Here is a 15,477-nt window from a genome sequence, read left to right on the forward strand (position 1 = left end):
TAGCAGAAGCAATATTTGATTTCGCTACTGTGGAAGATCTACGAAATTGGTTAGACAATTTACATGATTAAGTTAAACTATATAAAACTCCACCTAACTTATTAAGTTTTAACTTCGCAATTTAAAATAACCTGCCAAAAATTAAAACCCATGAATAAAATCCCTTTCAATAAACCCTATATGACAGGTAAAGAGCTTTGGTATATTAGCCAAGCTCACCACGCTGGACAATTGGCTGGGGACGGGAACTATACCAAAAAATGCCATCAATGGCTAGAAGCGCAAACGAATTGCCACAAAGCCTTACTCACCCACTCTTGTACAGCAGCCCTGGAAATGTCGGCTATTTTAGCCGATTTAGAACCGGGAGACGAAGTGATTATGCCCAGTTATACTTTCGTTTCCACAGCTAACGCTTTTGTTCTCAGGGGAGCAGTTCCCGTATTTGTTGATATCCGACCCGATACCCTAAACTTAGACGAAACCCTCGTATAAGCGGCAATTACGGACTGTACTCGTGCCATTGTCCCCGTTCATTATGCCGGAGTAGGGTTATAACTATGCTCATCTCTTTTCTAATGTTGCTGCTTATACTAATACTATTCATAGGGATACACTATTCCACTCTGCTATTGTGGAAATGCTGGCTAAATTCAATACACCTTCAACAGGTTTGGACGGAGTAAAGCCATTAGAATATCATGTTGGGGTACATCCTTGGGTAGCAGCAAATCTCAATATTTTGGGTGGTCAAGCACCTCTATTATTAGCTATTTGTCAGCAAATTGCTTTTTTGCCTGTATTATTTTTTACCGCAGTATTAGTCCTCAGTTGCTTAGTATCTACTCAAGTCTCAACATTGGTAGCTTGTGGGTTTACTTTTTTAGCTTTGTGGTTGTCAGGAACTCGTATTTGGGATTCTTATTTAGCAGGTGAATCCTATGCTTTTTCCCTACCTATCTTTATGGCGATGTTGCCAGTAGGTCAGTCCTGGTTGTTTAAGGCTTGTCAAAGTGTAACTGAAACGAAAACTCAGCTATATTCTTGTAACCTGTCAAAAAAAATAGACAAGTAAAGAACTTACCAGTGTAAAAAAAGAGAAAATTACGATATTAACCTACCAACTAAAAATAAGGTAATTTGGCGTTGCTGAACTCAAGTATGAAATTGAAAAATCAATGACTTCAAACTCTTACTCTCTGCGACTCTGCGCCTCTGCGTGAGGTAAAATCATATTCTGAATCAGCAACGCCGGTAATTTTAAGTCACGCTGCGTTATCAGCACCAAAGGCTATTCTGATCCCCCAAAATACCATTAAAGTGGCGATCGCTAACCAATCACCCATTTTTAATTTTAACTCTTGCCATCTCACTCGATGTTCGTTAGGACTAGTAAAACCCCTTACCATCATCGCATTTGCCATTTGTTCTGCCCGCAAAAGCAGATTTTCTAATAATCTTTCCGTCACAATTAACCAAACTTTTGCTCCTCCTTTTAATCCTAGCTTTTTCCAATTAATTGCCCTAGTCATCACGGAACGAACTAGATTTTGAATTTCTTCTAAAACCAGGGGAATAAATCGCAAGGATAAAGTTAGAGTCAGGGTAATTTCTGTAACGGGAATATTGAACCTTCTCAACGGCTGCATTAAACTTTCCATTCCCGAAGTAATTTCTTCTGGTGCAGTTGTGAGTAAATATAAATTAGTGCTGTAGATTAATGTAAAAACTATTGTACTCAAGCTAATTGCCAAATCCAAAGAACGGCGATTTATTTTCACAAATCCTTTCTGAAATAACACATAGCTATACTTTTTACTGCTATCTGCTATTACTGGGGTAACTTGGGTCTTCTTATCAGTTATTGGTTGGGTAAGGATTTGTTCATTTGCGGGTAAACGGGATTGATAACTCACACCTAATCCATCAGGACTAATCGCGCCAATAACCAATACCATAAATGATAGTACCAATAACCAGCCCATTTGTTGTCGCCATACTCGCAGAGGAATTTTGGCAAATACAGTAAAAGTAATTAGCAGTAATACCAGTAATACCCGCCAATAGTTGTTAGCGATAATATAGCTACTGAGAAAGCTCAATAACCAAATTAACTTCACTCGCGGATCGAGTTTATGTAACCAAGTTTGCGGTTCTTCTAAGTAAAGTCCGAGGGGGAGCGATCGCAATAAATCCATATTTTGTCAGTTGTCATTGGTCATTGGTCAGTTGTCAGAATAAATAAAAATAAAACAGTCGGTTTTAACCGACTTTAGCTTTTAGACAGGGAATTTATTCCCTGGCTTCCTGGCTTCTGACTCCTGACTCCTGACTCCTTACGTTTCCTATTTTACACGAGTAGCACGATTTGGTCCGCCAATTTCCATTTCTCGAACTTTCTTACTGCGCCAAAATAACCGAATCGGTGTACCTTGAAAGCCAAGCTGTTTACGGAATTGGCGTTCAATGTAACGGCGATAATTGTCATTAAAGCGGGTATTATCATTAACAAACAGCGCGATAGAAGGAGGCTGACTGCTAACTTGAGTACCGTAGTATATCTTACCCTGACGACCGCCCCGTGAAGTCGGTGGTGAATGCCAACTGATAGCATCTTCCAGAACTTCATTAATGACTGATGTACTCACACGGCGTTTGTGTGCCTCAGCCGCTTGATTGACCAATTCTAAAATCTTTTCTACCCGTAGTCCCGTATTTGCGCTCACAAAAATAGTATCTGCCCATTCCGTAAAATGTAAGCGTGATTCTAGTTCTTTTTCATGGTCATAGATGGTGTAAGAATCTTTCTCAACAGCATCCCACTTATTTACAACCACAACACAAGCGCGACCTTCTTCTAAGACGCGCCCTGCTAATTTTTGATCTTGTTCAGTGACACCATCTAAAGCATCAATCACTAATAAAACCACATCGGAACGACGAATAGCTTTAAACGCACGGTTAATACTGAAAAATTCCGTCCCGTATTCTATATGTTTCTTTTTGCGAATACCAGCAGTATCAATTAACCTGTAAGTTTGTCCCCCTCGTTCAACTATTGTATCAATTGTATCTCTAGTTGTTCCAGAAATAGGACTGACAATAGCTCTATTTTCACCGACAAAAGCATTGAGTAAGCTCGATTTGCCTACATTTGGTCTACCAATAATGGCAACTTTAATTTCTGTATTTTCCTCTACTTCTACTGTATGAGGAATGTGATTCATTAACTCATCTAGGATTTCCCCTGTCCCACTACCATGAATAGCGGAAATGGGGAAAGGTTCACCTAGTCCTAATTCCCAAAATTCAGCGGCTTGAATCACCCCTTGGTCTGGAGATTCACATTTATTCACAGCCAGTAATACGGGAACTGGTTGTTGACGTAACCATTCGGAAATTTCTTCATCTGCGGGCATCAAACCAGCTTGCCCATCCACTACGAAAATAGCAGCACAGGCTTCTGCAAGCGCCGTTAAAGCCTGTTGGCGAATCATGGGGAGAAATTCGGTATCATCGTTAAAAACCAAGCCACCTGTGTCTACTACGACAAATTCCCGATCATTCCAAAAAGCTGGACGGTAAGTGCGATCGCGTGTTACCCCTGGTTCATCATGGACTATCGCCGTTTGATCTCCGGCAAGACGATTTACAAAGGTAGATTTGCCCACATTGGGGCGACCGATAATTGCAACAATTGGCAATGCCATAAACTAGAGTTCTTTAGTGCTGAGTGTGTAGGTGTGCTGAGTTTTGTCTCTACGTTCTTCACCCAGCACCATTTTAGAGAACTACTAATTATATCATAGTTTTTGGTCATTGGTCATTGGTCATTGGTCATTGGTCATTAGTCATTGGTCATTGGTCATTGGTCATTGGTCATTGGTCATTGGTCATTGGGAGGAAATATTCCCCAACTTCCCCAACTTCCCCAACTTCCCCAACTTCCCCAGCTTCCCCAACTTCCCCAACTTCCCCAGCTTCCCCAGCTTCCCCAACTTCCCCAACTTCCCTAACTTCCCCAGTCCCCAGTCCCCAGTTCCCAGTCCCCAGTTCCCTTTTACTCAACTACTGTAGCCATAGTTTCCTCCATTCCCGGAGGTAAACTAGGTAATTCCAGACAATATCCTGCACCGTAAACGGTTTTAATGTAGCGCGGATGACGAGGATCAGGTTCGAGTTTAGTTCTCAAGTGGCGAATATGCACCCGAATAGTTTCAATATCATCATCAGGATCATAACCCCAGACTTCTCTGAGGATTTCGCTAGGGGAAACAGTTTGTCCATGACGTTGCAGCAAACAATGGAGTAACTCAAACTCTAAATGAGTCAGTTTCACCGTTGCTTTGAACCAGATAGCCTCAAATCTTTCGGGAACGAGGGTAATCGGTCCATAGTTGAGAATTTCGCTATGTTTTGCTGCTTGGGGAATCCGGTCAGTGCGTCGTAATAAAGCCCGTACTCGCGCTAACAATTCTTCTAGCTCAAAGGGTTTGGTCAGATAGTCGTCTGCACCAGCATTAAACCCTTCCACTTTGTCATGGGTTTGGCTTAAAGCAGTTAACATCAAGACAGGAATTTCGGCAGTCCGTTCATCCCGACGTAAGCGTTGACAAACTGTAAATCCATCTACTCTAGGTAACATCAGATCAAGCATAATTAAGTCAGGTTGTAGCTGGAGAGCCAGAGCCTGACCTTTAATGCCATCTTCAGCTTGACTAACATCGTAGCCCGCCATTTCCAAGTTGACGGCAACAAGTTCTGAAATCGCTGGGTCATCGTCTATGACAAGAATCCTCGGCATTCTTAAAAAATTATAACTACTTTATTTAACGATAATTGACGCTCTCCCAACTACCAAAATTTCGCTACGCTGATTCTGGGAAAAAGTTGAGGGATGATTAGATGATCAAGCAAACCATAAGGCTTTGTTTTCCTTGATATATAAAAAGATTACCATCTTAATTATGAAAAATATGTTAAATCTAATATAAATATTAAACTCAAACTATTGTAAGATACAATGCTCTTCTTTTATGTATAAATACGAATATTTACCGCCCTATTTTTTGCAAAATGGCGTGACCATGACGGCTTATACGGCTTTATGGGCTAATCGGGATTGGGAGAGTAAAATTACTCATCCAGAACCAAAATATCACGAGGTTATCTTCTCTGGGGGTCAAGGTGTGCCAATTTTTGGTCAAGTTGCTATTCCCCCAAATGTCCATAGTACAATTGTTGGCACCTATGGTATTACTGGAGAGCTAGACCAGCAATGGTTTTTACGAATTTTGGGACGCAAGGCTTACGCCCAAGGCTATGCTGTGGTGTTATTTGATTGGCGGGCGCATGGTAAAACCGCAGAATTATCGCCAACATTGACTTCGGATGGTTTGTATGAGGGGGAAGATTTTGTTAAAATAGCCGAAACTGCCGCAAAAATGGGTTGTCCTTCACCATTTTGGTTTACGGGCTATTCTTTGGGGGGACAGTTGGCTTTGTGGGGAGTGAAAGCTGCTGCGGATTTAGCACCTAAAGACATTGACATTGCTGGTGGGGCGGTGATTTGTCCAAGTTTGGATTCGTTGCGATCGCTCACCTATTTAGTTAAACACCCTTTTGGTAAATATGTCGAGTCTCGCATTGCTCAGGAATTGAAAAAACTAGCCTGGAAAATTCATGCTGCTTATCCTGAGTCTATTCAACCAGAAGCTATTGCCAGGGCTAATAGTATTTGGGGATTTGATGAAGAATTGGTGATTGCCCGTTTGGGTTTTGCGACGGTTGCTGATTATTATCAAGCCAGCAGTGGTTTAGAATTATTACCAAAATTATCTCAACCAACTTTCATTTTATATGCTGCTGATGACCCTTTATTTGATCCGGCTATCATTCCTGATTTAGAAGTTGCTGCTAGAAAAAATCCTGATATAGATTTATTACTGACTCGCTACGGTGGTCATGTTGGTTATGTGAGTAGCAAAAAATGTCAAAATCAATACCAAGATCCTGATCAATGGTGGGCGTGGAATCGTGTTTTAGAGTGGATAGAAGGAGTTAGGAGTTAGGAGTTAGGAGTTAGGAGTTAGGAGTTAGGAGGAAGAAAGAATATCCCTAACCTTTCCGACTATATCAAACGTTTTGTCTCCCGAATTTTTACAGTTTAATTATTAGATATTGTGTGTAATTTGAATTGGCTACCCGCACCTAAAAAATTAGATTTGTTATTAAATGATGTGCATATTTGGCGCATTAATTTAAATTCTGATGAATTACAATTACAATTTTTTCGGGAAACTTTATCTAGTGATGAAATTGCTCGCGCCGAAAGGTTTTATTTTCCTGAACATCGGCAAAGATTTATGGCTGGACGTGGCACTCTCCGCGCCATTTTAGGGCAATATTTAGATATTGCCCCTAAACAAGTAGAATTTGAATATCAGCCGCGTGGTAAGCCTTTATTGGCGGCTAAATTTGCTGATAAAGGATTGTTATTTAATTTATCTCATTCCCAAGATTTGGCTTTATTGGGGATAAGTTATCAACATCAAATTGGTGTGGATTTAGAATATATTCGCACTATGTCTGATTTGGAAGGTCTGGCGAAAAGATTCTTTTCTGCTAGAGAATATGAATACCTGCGACTACTTTCTCTCGCCCAACAACAACAAATATTTTTTCGTTATTGGACTTGTAAAGAAGCTTATTTAAAAGCTACAGGAGATGGTTTAGTACAGTTAGAAGAAATTGAAATAGATTTAACACCAAATCAACCTAGTAAATTACTTGTCTCAGGAGATTGGAGTTTAAGGGAATTAATACCAGCAGACAATTTTGCGGCTGCGGTTGTAGTTGCCGGTAGCAATATTAATTTGCATTGTTGGGAATATGCTTGAAATAGTTCATGTATACTACTTTGTCAGCTTTTTGTTGATCTGTGACAGTTGGGGTAGGGAAGGTGGGATATAAATCATTCCGCAAGAAAGTTAAAGCCATAGTCAATAACTCGAATTATGGTGCTGTAGTTAGCGATTATGTACTTTCATAATATAGTTTATGTATAGATTTTTTATGGCAATTATGCTAAACACGGTTGGGACATGGGCTTTTGCAAAATTACGAAAACCCCGGATTGGTGGGGGTTTAGCACTGCTAAACCCCTATAGAGAGAATCAAATGATTAAGCTATGTTGAGTATATTACAAGTGTTAATTATGTTAACTCATCGCTGCATGGTAGTAGTGAGTATTAATTTTGTAATCGTTTTGGGTAATATTGGATCTGGTGTTGCACAATTACCTGATGACCTCAATCCTAGTAACAATCCCTTACAGTTACCTTCCCTACCAGAGGAAGTCACAATTCAAAGAACTCAGCCAGTTACTTTACAGCAAGCCTTGGAACTAGCACGACAAAATAACTCTGAGTTACAGGTGGCATTATACCAGGTAGAACGCAGCCGTGCTGCCTTAAGAGAGGTTCAAGCTGGTATGTATCCATCTGTTACGCTGAGTGCTGATTTGAGTCGCGTTCAGTCTGCTTTTAATCAGCTTTCGACAGAACAACGACAAGCTCAATTATCATTTACTCAGAATTTTTTCTCTAGTCAAGATGAACATACTACTACAACTTTTAGTGGGACTGTGCAAGTAATTTATGGTCTTTATAATTATGGACCAGGTAGCTCTAGTAGAGGAGCAGCTAAAGAACAGGTTGGTGTAGATGAATTAGAGGTAGAGCGTCTGTCAGAGGAAATTCGCCTGAATGTCACCATTGATTATTACAATCTGCAACAAGCAGATGAACAAGTAGGCATTGCACAGTCATCTGTAGGAAACTCGACAGCTATTTTAAGTGATGCAATAGCTTTAGAGCGTGCGGGAGTTGATACGCGGTTCGATGTACTGCGTTCTCAGGTAAATTTAGCAAATGCCCAACAAGACCTAAGCAATGCTATCTCGCGGCAGCAGATTGCCCGTCGTCGGTTGGCAACTCGGTTAAGTTTGGCACAGTCTGTTAATATCAGTGCGGCAGATCCTGTAAAATTAGCTGGTCTTTGGAATCTTACACTTGAACAAACTGTTATATCAGCGTTTCAAAACCGACCAGAACTAACACAAAGGTTGGCAGAACGTAATATTGCTAGATTCCGACAGAAAAGAGCAATTTCTCGGTTGAAGCCAGAAATACGCTTTGTTGCTGACTATGAACTAGAAAACGTATTGAATGATGACATTAGTATCACTAATGGTAATTCGCTAGGAGTTAAATCAACATTAAGATTGTTCGATGGAGGAACTACAAAAGCTCAGGTATCTCAACAAGGTGTCCAAGCGAGGATTGCTGAGACTCAATTTACTAACCAACTTCATAACATTCGGTTTGAGGTGGAACAAGCTTATTGGCAATTGCAGTCTAACTTGGAGAACGTTCAAACTGCTAATGTTGCTCTAGAACTAGCTAAGGAAGCTCTTCGTCTAGCACGGTTACGTTTTCAAGCAGGTGTGGGGACTCAAACCGATGTTATTAATGCAGTAACTGATTTGACCAGAGCAGACGGTAAGCGAGTTCAAGCTATCTTAGACTACAACCGTGCTTTAGCTCAATTACAACGAGCCGTTACTTCTAGATAACTACCTACGTAAGTAATAGATAACAGTTGAGAATCAGGCAACACTCTAGTTAAAGAGTGTTTTGTATGTGCTATACTTGTATCGGTTTCAGTGTTTACCATATAAACACTGTCGAACTTGGAGTAGCTATTTACATTAATTGAGGTTTGTTCTAATGGGAGACCCAGTAACATTCACCGCCGCAGCGATCGCAGCATTAGCTTTTACAAAAGCGTTAGAGAAGACCGTGGAAATGTTCACCGAAAATGCTATTATCAAGATGGACGAGTTGCGTAAAAAGATTTCGGACAAGTTGCGGGGAAATACGAATGCTGAAAAAGCCTTAGCCGCTGTTGAAGAAGGCAACAAGGCTGAACTAGAAAAGGTTACAGGATATTTGCAATACGCGATGCTTGAGGATGATCAGTTTGCGGCTGAAGTGAAAGCCCTAGCCGAAGAAATTAATGCGGGTAAACGGCGAGATAACAGTAATATGCAGCAGAATAATTATGACAACAGTACAGGCTTTCAAACGAAAATAGACGCAAATGGATCACAAATCTTTATAGGTAATCACCCTGGCACTTCCCCTAATGGCTGACTGGAGTCGCCCAAATTGGAACGGGTAAAGTCAAATCCACCACAAAATATTCCTTCTAGCGGTGCTGCTCAGTTTGTTGGGCGATCGCATGAGTTGGAAACTTTGCATCAGCAGTTGCAAGGAAAAGATCGTGTTGCTATTGTAGCCATCGCAGGTATGGGAGGAGTTGGCAAAACGGAACTGGCAATCCAGTATGCTAAAAAATATGCCCAGTCGTATCCTGGTGGAGTTTTTTGGTTAGAAGCTAAGGGATCTAATTTAGCCGATCAGTCCAATCAGATTGTGGGATTCGCACAGAGACATTTAAAAATTCCAGGTTCACAAGAGTTATCGAACGAAACGATGACTACAAAACAAAAGATAACTTGGTGCTGGCAGCACTGGCAACCACCAGGGGAGGTATTATTAGTTTTAGATGATGTTATAGAGTTGGCAAATTTTCGAGAGTTTTTACCACCGTTAGATCATCAGTTTCGAGTCCTAGTAACAACTCATTTGAAAAATTTAGATGCAACTATTACCGAACTATCTCTAGATGTATTATCACTTGAAGCCTCTTTAGAACTATTAACTAGACTAATTAATAAGGATCGGAATCGGATTGAGGGCGAACTAAAAGTTGCAGAAGACCTATGTAAATGGATGGGTTATCTACCTTTGGGCTTAGAGTTAGTTGGACGATATTTGGCAAGAAACCCTGATTTATCTTTAATAGAAATATTAGAACGGTTGAAAAATCAAGGATTGCAAGATAAATCCATAAATGAGCAACAAATACAGAAAAATTCTTTAATGACTTCTCAAAAAAGTCTCAAAGAAACGTTTGAATCAAGTTGGCAACAACTTGACTCAAATGCATCTCAGCTTGCACAACTGTTGGGATACCTCAATATAAATGTCATCCATTGGGAACAGGTAGAATCAATCGCTAAACAACTAAATTGGACACAGACAAATCTTAAAGATGCAAAAAATCAGCTTAATAAACTTCATTTCATTCAGTCATCTGGTCAAGGATTGGAGAAATTTCATCCATTGATTAAGGAGTTTTTACGGGAAAAGGTAAAAAAATCGGGGAATATCAAACGTTTCCGCCAAGCGATTGATGCCTCTATGAAACTGAAGCGTCCACCTCTACCTGTCTGGCTAAAGTTTTCCCTATTCGGGTTACTTTTAGCAGTTGGAGGCATTGCTCTTATATATTTAATTATACAACTATATTTTAATGGGCAAGAAAAACCTCTTTCTAAAAATTACTTCACCAGAGGAGAAGAAGCTCTGATTAATCAAAATATCAAGTCAAGTAATCCATTATGCAAACAAGCTTTTGAGAAAAAGAATCAAGGAATGCAAGCTTTTGCTGGTAAACAATTTTCCCTTGCCCAAGAAAACTTCCAAGCTGCTATTAATCTATTTAAACAAGCTAATCTTCAATGTTCTGTTGATCCAGAAACTCAAATTTTTCTTAATAATGCCAAAGCTAATATCCAAGGCAACCCTTTAACAATTGCAGCCGTTGTTCCAATGAATGGAAGTGAGCAATTTAATAATCTTTCCGAACAAGTTTTACGTGGGGTTGCTCATGTTCAGGATAACTTTAATCGAAGCAATGGCATCGAAGGCCAATTCTTGCAGGTGATAGTTGCTAAGGATGATAACAAACCAGAAGTAGGCAAACGTCTAGCCAAGCATTTTGGAGATAATAATATTCCAGGAGACACAAACTTCAAGGGTGAAGTTTTAGGAGTTATAGGTCATTTTACCAGTGATGTAACTCAGCCTTCAGGAGAGATTTACGAAAAGAAAGGATTAGTTGCAGTTTCTCCTATCAGTACAGCAGTTAGACAGTCTAATCTCAGTCCTTCTGGCTATCAATTTAATTTAAGTAAATATGTTTTCCGCACTGCTCCCTCTGACTCAATTGCATCTGACAATTTGTTTAAGTATGCTCAAACAATTCCTAGTTCTGGAAAAGCTGCTATATTTTTCAATTCTAAACAGATATATAGCTTATCTCTGAAAGAGGCATTTGAGAAAAAGTTTGCCCCACAAGATGTGATTTCTTGTGATTTATCCAAAAAGACTATAAATACCTGTATAGAGATAACTAAAAATGCAAAGTTTCTCCTGTTAGATATCGGTTCTGAAACAGCGAACGACGTGTTATTAATTATTGAGCGCAATCAAAATAAATTGCCTTTATTGGGTGGAGATGCTTTATACAGTGACGATAAGTTACCTTCGGAGTTTGGCAATAAATCTAAAAATATGGTTGTAGCTGTAGCATCTCATATAGAACTCTTTTCCGATTCATTTAAGAAAGAATCTGTAAGACTTTGGGGAACTAAATATGTCGGTTGGCGCACAGCTACAACATACGACGCAGCACAAGCAATAGTGGAAGGGCTAAAGAGAAATCCGACTCGCGCTGGGCTATATACTGCCTTGTCATCCAGTAATTTTTCTGTAGAGGGTGCTACAGCTAAAGTCCAATTTGATGAAAAATCGCATGATCGCAAAGTTGATCTTAATATCGGCGTTTTAGTTAAAGTTCAACAAAAGTGTAAACCCAATGGTGAAACAAATCCTCAAGCCACTGATTCTAGTAATTATGTATTTTGCTTATTAAAAAATTAATATGAAATTATTTCTGAATAAGCGTTTCCAGGAATATGGCGGATACCACAGCCCTGGTTATAAAACCGGGGCATGATTAAAAATTTTAGATCAGTCTTGGTGTGGACATCAATCGGTAAAATTCCCTAATTAGATATTTTCTAATTCAAAATCGCGTAAATGGGCTTTAAATTTTTTGCTGAACTGGACTAAAAAAGGAAAGTTGGCACTTACAGGTCTATTCTGCCATTGGGTGACAATAGCCACTAATTCCCCTTCTGCATCCTTGATGTCAAAAGCATCACCGCGATGTTCGGGATGATGATAAACTACTACTGATTCTTTAACACGCACGCGATCGCCTATTTTCATAAGAATACTCGATAAGTGGGAAACTCAGCGGCTTTAGCCCTGAGAGGGAAACTGCACGAGCGGTTTTAACCGCTGTGGATATTAAAATTGAAGCCAGATTTTTGATTGGAACCTGGAAACCAACTCCCATTTCTGGGGTAATGTTAGCTAGATGCCTCCGGCACGCTGGCGCGAACGACCTGTTATAAGAGCTTTTTAGACTTGCAACACTGTTTCTGTTACCTTAAAACTGTTTAATTGCAAATGACAGAGCAGGGAACTAGCTACGCATTCCAGGGTGTCGTGACTCAAATAACGGCTACCCTTCGACTTCGCTCAGGGTGGTCTGGTCAGTACGGCTTGCTTGATTACTCTTGCAAGCCCAGTCCATTTAGGGCTGGGTTACTGACAATATCTTATGTATCTAACTTTTGTTGTTCCTAAACCATCTCCACAGCTATTTTGACTGCAAAATCCAGCATGATTTAATGGCAAACCCAATTTTACAACATATTGCGCTATTAAGCTGTAGAACAAACTTGTATATTTCTTATTGAGGTCATTGGTCATTGGTCATACTCTTTTCCCTACCTCCCCCACCACCCCCACCTCCCCTACCTCCCCCACCACCCCCACCTTCCCCACCTCCCCCACCTCCCCCACCACCCCCACCTCCCCCACCTACTCCCTTCCCGGACATAATTCTCGTACCTTTTGCGGAAGTTGCCGACAGACTTGTGAGAATGATTGGGGTGATAATTGCCACCAAGCAAATAAACTGATTGTGGTACTTCCCAATAATAAAACTAATAATCCTGCTAATAGTACCAAACCTTTACTTCTAGATGGTTTTAGCGGTGCTTCTGTCAAACTTAAATCAAGCAAGGCTTGGGAACTTGCTGTTAAACCTGTTTCTATGGGTGCTGATATAATTAATGCTTCTGCGTCAGGGACGGCTAAGGGTTGGGGCGGAATAATTTCTGCTGGTGGTGCGGGTATAATTGCCATTGAGGATGGTTTGGCAACACGGCAAAGAGTCAGGACTACAGATATATTATCTTGGCCATTCTTTTCGTTAGCCAGTTTAATTAATTCCTGGGTAGCGTCTGCTATGTCTAAATCGCCTGTAAGTACGGGAATTGCGTAGTCTTGCCAAGATTGTTCGACTAAATTGCGATCGCTTAAACCATCGGAACACAGCAATAAAATCCCATCTTCTTCTATAATAAATCTTTGAACCGAAAAGTTGAGAAATTCCGCTTCTTTTGTGCCTAGTGCTTGGGTCAGGGCTTTAGCTTCTGGGATTTGCAATGCTTGACGATATAAACTTTTCCCTAAACCAACTTCTCGTTTTACCATATCATCGTCCACAGTCAGGAGTTGACAATAATTTTGAGTAATCCAATAAGCACGACTATCACCAACATGGGCTAAATAAAGTTCATGGGAATTTTCTAACTGTTCTCTTCTTTGAGGGATTTGCAATGACATAACTAAGGTTGTAGCCATGCGTTCCTTTCCCTGACGTTTTTGCTCGTCATTGCGCGACCATACTACATTATTAACGACGCGTAAACAAGACTCTATTTGTTGACATAAAAGCTTAGGAGTTAATAATTCTGTTTGTTCGTCTATTTGTGCCAATAAAGCCCGCATTTGCAACTTGAGAGACTGCAAAGCTAATTGACTCGCAACTTCACCACCTTCATGACCACCAATACCATCACAAATAATTGCTAGTCTTGGTTGTAATTGATCATCTATGTCCCTTGGATGACTAGGATAACAAGCATCTTCATTATGTTTAATGACGGGACCTGGATCTGTCCCCCCGGCTATAGTTAAATATAAAGGTAATTCTGTGGCTGTTGTTAATAATAGTTCATTGAGTTGAGTATTAATAATTTCTAAATCATTTTCAGGTTGACACATTAACTCAACTATGTATTCTAATTTTGGGGAACTGGTGGTTTTTGCAACTGTCACCCAATTGCGCCAAGAATTACCTAAATCTTGTAAAGTTAATTCTTCTATGTTTTGATGCAGTTCTAGTAAGCGAATACACCAACCTTGCACACATAAATTATCTGCTAATAATAAACTTTGGGCAACTCCCAATTCTGATAAAGGTGTCCACAATTGAAGAATTTGCCATAACCAATAAATCTGTCTCACGGGAGATGCTTGTTCCCAGGAGTCGGTAATTGTTGGGTAAATGCAGCCTGTTTCATCTATGGGGGCATTTTCTAGTAAAAGAATATCATCTTCTATTTCGGCTAAGGAGGTAAAACCATAGGCTTGGGGTATATGCAAATGTTCTGAGTATAAGCGTAGGTAGGGAATAACGATATTTGGTAGTTCTGCGGGGATATCTGGTAATAGTGCAGGTTGGGTGTCTAACCAAATTTGGGGTTTGATGACTTCATATCTGTTTGCTACCTTTGTTTCTGGGGAAATTTCTGCGGCTTGGTTGCCAGTTGCCCAGAGATAGCGGTAAATTAGGGGGGTGTGACAGCGATCGCAAATAGTATCTCCGACGCAGTTCAAAGGTTGATCACATTCTGGATTTGGGCAATTAATCACCCGCTTGGTAGAAAACATAATTAAAATCAGGATTAGTTTTTTTTGTCAAGATTCACTGTATTGGTGTATCTAATGCCAAGTTAAGATAAAACTGCATGGAATAAGACTTTAAGAATATTTGACCGCAGATAAACGCAAATAAACGCAGATAAGAATAGATGAATAGATTTCATGATTCTGTTCAGCCTCACATAATATTGGTATCAGTAAATTCATTGTAAAGGGAAAAGCGTTATGCCAAGTTCTAGCTTAATTTGGCTGTTGGCGGGTTCGGTTCTGTGTTTGACAGAACTGTTTTTACCATCGGCTTTTGTTGCTTTTATGATGGGCATTAGTGCTTTAATTGTAGGATTATTGTCTTACTCTGGTATAGGAAACTTGTGGATACAAGTTGCAGTTTGGTTGTTTTTGTCTACTACTCTGATTATCCTTTCCCGGCGGTTTTTGCAACCACGACGACGAAAATCGCCCATTCAAGATGCAGTCATTGGGGAAACTTTAACGGAAATTTTACCAGGACAGGTGGGTAGGGTATTATACGATGGTAATTCTTGGCGAGCCAAATGTGATGATCACAAAATTAGCTTACCACCTCAGCAAACTGTTTATGTGGTGAGAAGGGAAGGGACGACTTTAATTGTCATGCCAGATTATTTTTTGAGTTAGTTGTCAATTGTCAGTTATTCGTTCCGGCTTTAATGGTTAATACCT

Annotated in this window: 14 protein-coding genes; 8 read left to right on the forward strand and 6 right to left on the reverse strand. The window is 40.1% G+C overall.

Annotation, left to right across the window (positions count from 1 at the left end; genetic code table 11):
* Window positions 1–150 precede the first annotated feature (150 nt).
* Together HEQ36_RS02500 and HEQ36_RS02505 are read left to right on the forward strand one after the other, a co-directional pair.
* Complete coding sequence (locus tag HEQ36_RS02500) at window positions 151–495, forward strand: aminotransferase class I/II-fold pyridoxal phosphate-dependent enzyme (protein ID WP_199924391.1); 345 nt, start codon at window positions 151–153, stop codon at window positions 493–495.
* Window positions 496–640: 145 nt separating this feature from the next.
* Entirely contained in the window at window positions 641–1,075 is a 435-nt protein-coding gene (locus HEQ36_RS02505; RefSeq protein ID WP_053538348.1) for a hypothetical protein, read from the forward strand.
* Between the two features lie 190 nt (window positions 1,076–1,265).
* Here the strand turns inward: HEQ36_RS02505 and HEQ36_RS02510 are convergent, their stop codons facing one another.
* From HEQ36_RS02510 to HEQ36_RS02525, 4 genes are all read right to left on the reverse strand, one after another.
* Window positions 1,266–2,198 carry an energy-coupling factor transporter transmembrane protein EcfT gene (locus HEQ36_RS02510; RefSeq protein WP_168637155.1) on the reverse strand — a complete coding sequence of 311 codons (933 nt, stop codon included), beginning with the start codon at window positions 2,196–2,198 and terminating at the stop codon, window positions 1,266–1,268.
* Between the two features lie 147 nt (window positions 2,199–2,345).
* Entirely contained in the window at window positions 2,346–3,710 is a 1,365-nt protein-coding gene (gene der, locus HEQ36_RS02515) for a ribosome biogenesis GTPase Der (protein ID WP_039202145.1), read from the reverse strand.
* Between the two features lie 169 nt (window positions 3,711–3,879).
* A complete protein-coding gene (locus HEQ36_RS02520) occupies window positions 3,880–4,068 on the reverse strand; it encodes a hypothetical protein (protein ID WP_168637125.1) in 189 nt (62 codons plus the stop codon).
* Window positions 4,061–4,804, reverse strand: coding sequence for a response regulator transcription factor (locus HEQ36_RS02525; RefSeq protein ID WP_168637156.1), 744 nt, complete (start codon window positions 4,802–4,804; stop codon window positions 4,061–4,063). Before HEQ36_RS02525 ends, HEQ36_RS02520 begins: the two co-directional genes overlap by 8 nt.
* 232 nt (window positions 4,805–5,036) lie before the next feature.
* Between HEQ36_RS02525 and HEQ36_RS02530 the strand changes: the two genes are divergently transcribed.
* The 5 genes from HEQ36_RS02530 to HEQ36_RS02550 all read left to right on the forward strand — a co-directional run bounded on the left by HEQ36_RS02530 (window position 5,037) and on the right by HEQ36_RS02550 (window position 11,853).
* Complete coding sequence (locus HEQ36_RS02530) at window positions 5,037–6,071, forward strand: alpha/beta fold hydrolase (protein WP_168637157.1); 1,035 nt, start codon at window positions 5,037–5,039, stop codon at window positions 6,069–6,071.
* Between the two features lie 111 nt (window positions 6,072–6,182).
* On the forward strand, window positions 6,183–6,899 hold the full coding sequence (gene hetI / locus HEQ36_RS02535) for a 4'-phosphopantetheinyl transferase HetI (protein WP_168637158.1): 717 nt from the start codon (window positions 6,183–6,185) through the stop codon (window positions 6,897–6,899).
* A 291-nt stretch (window positions 6,900–7,190) separates the two neighbouring features.
* Window positions 7,191–8,636 (forward strand): TolC family protein, encoded by a 1,446-nt coding sequence (locus HEQ36_RS02540; RefSeq protein ID WP_168637159.1) that lies wholly within the window; start codon window positions 7,191–7,193, stop codon window positions 8,634–8,636.
* Window positions 8,637–8,790: 154 nt separating this feature from the next.
* Window positions 8,791–9,216 (forward strand): hypothetical protein, encoded by a 426-nt coding sequence (locus tag HEQ36_RS02545; protein WP_233455597.1) that lies wholly within the window; start codon window positions 8,791–8,793, stop codon window positions 9,214–9,216.
* Window positions 9,217–9,231: 15 nt separating this feature from the next.
* Entirely contained in the window at window positions 9,232–11,853 is a 2,622-nt protein-coding gene (locus HEQ36_RS02550; protein ID WP_168637160.1) for an NB-ARC domain-containing protein, read from the forward strand.
* Between the two features lie 129 nt (window positions 11,854–11,982).
* Here the strand turns inward: HEQ36_RS02550 and HEQ36_RS02555 are convergent, their stop codons facing one another.
* Window positions 11,983–12,204 carry a ferredoxin-thioredoxin reductase variable chain gene (locus HEQ36_RS02555; protein WP_168637161.1) on the reverse strand — a complete coding sequence of 74 codons (222 nt, stop codon included), beginning with the start codon at window positions 12,202–12,204 and terminating at the stop codon, window positions 11,983–11,985.
* Window positions 12,205–12,864: 660 nt separating this feature from the next.
* On the reverse strand, window positions 12,865–14,784 hold the full coding sequence (locus HEQ36_RS02560) for a protein phosphatase 2C domain-containing protein (protein WP_168637162.1): 1,920 nt from the start codon (window positions 14,782–14,784) through the stop codon (window positions 12,865–12,867).
* Window positions 14,785–15,000: 216 nt separating this feature from the next.
* Here HEQ36_RS02560 and HEQ36_RS02565 point away from each other — a divergent pair, with 216 nt between their 5' ends.
* Window positions 15,001–15,432: an NfeD family protein gene (locus HEQ36_RS02565; protein WP_027401958.1), complete on the forward strand. Its 432-nt coding sequence runs from the start codon at window positions 15,001–15,003 to the stop codon at window positions 15,430–15,432.
* Window positions 15,433–15,477: the final 45 nt, after the last annotated feature.

The organism is Anabaena sp. 54 (assembly GCF_017355725.1).
In the GTDB taxonomy this organism is placed as follows: domain Bacteria; phylum Cyanobacteriota; class Cyanobacteriia; order Cyanobacteriales; family Nostocaceae; genus Dolichospermum; species Dolichospermum heterosporum.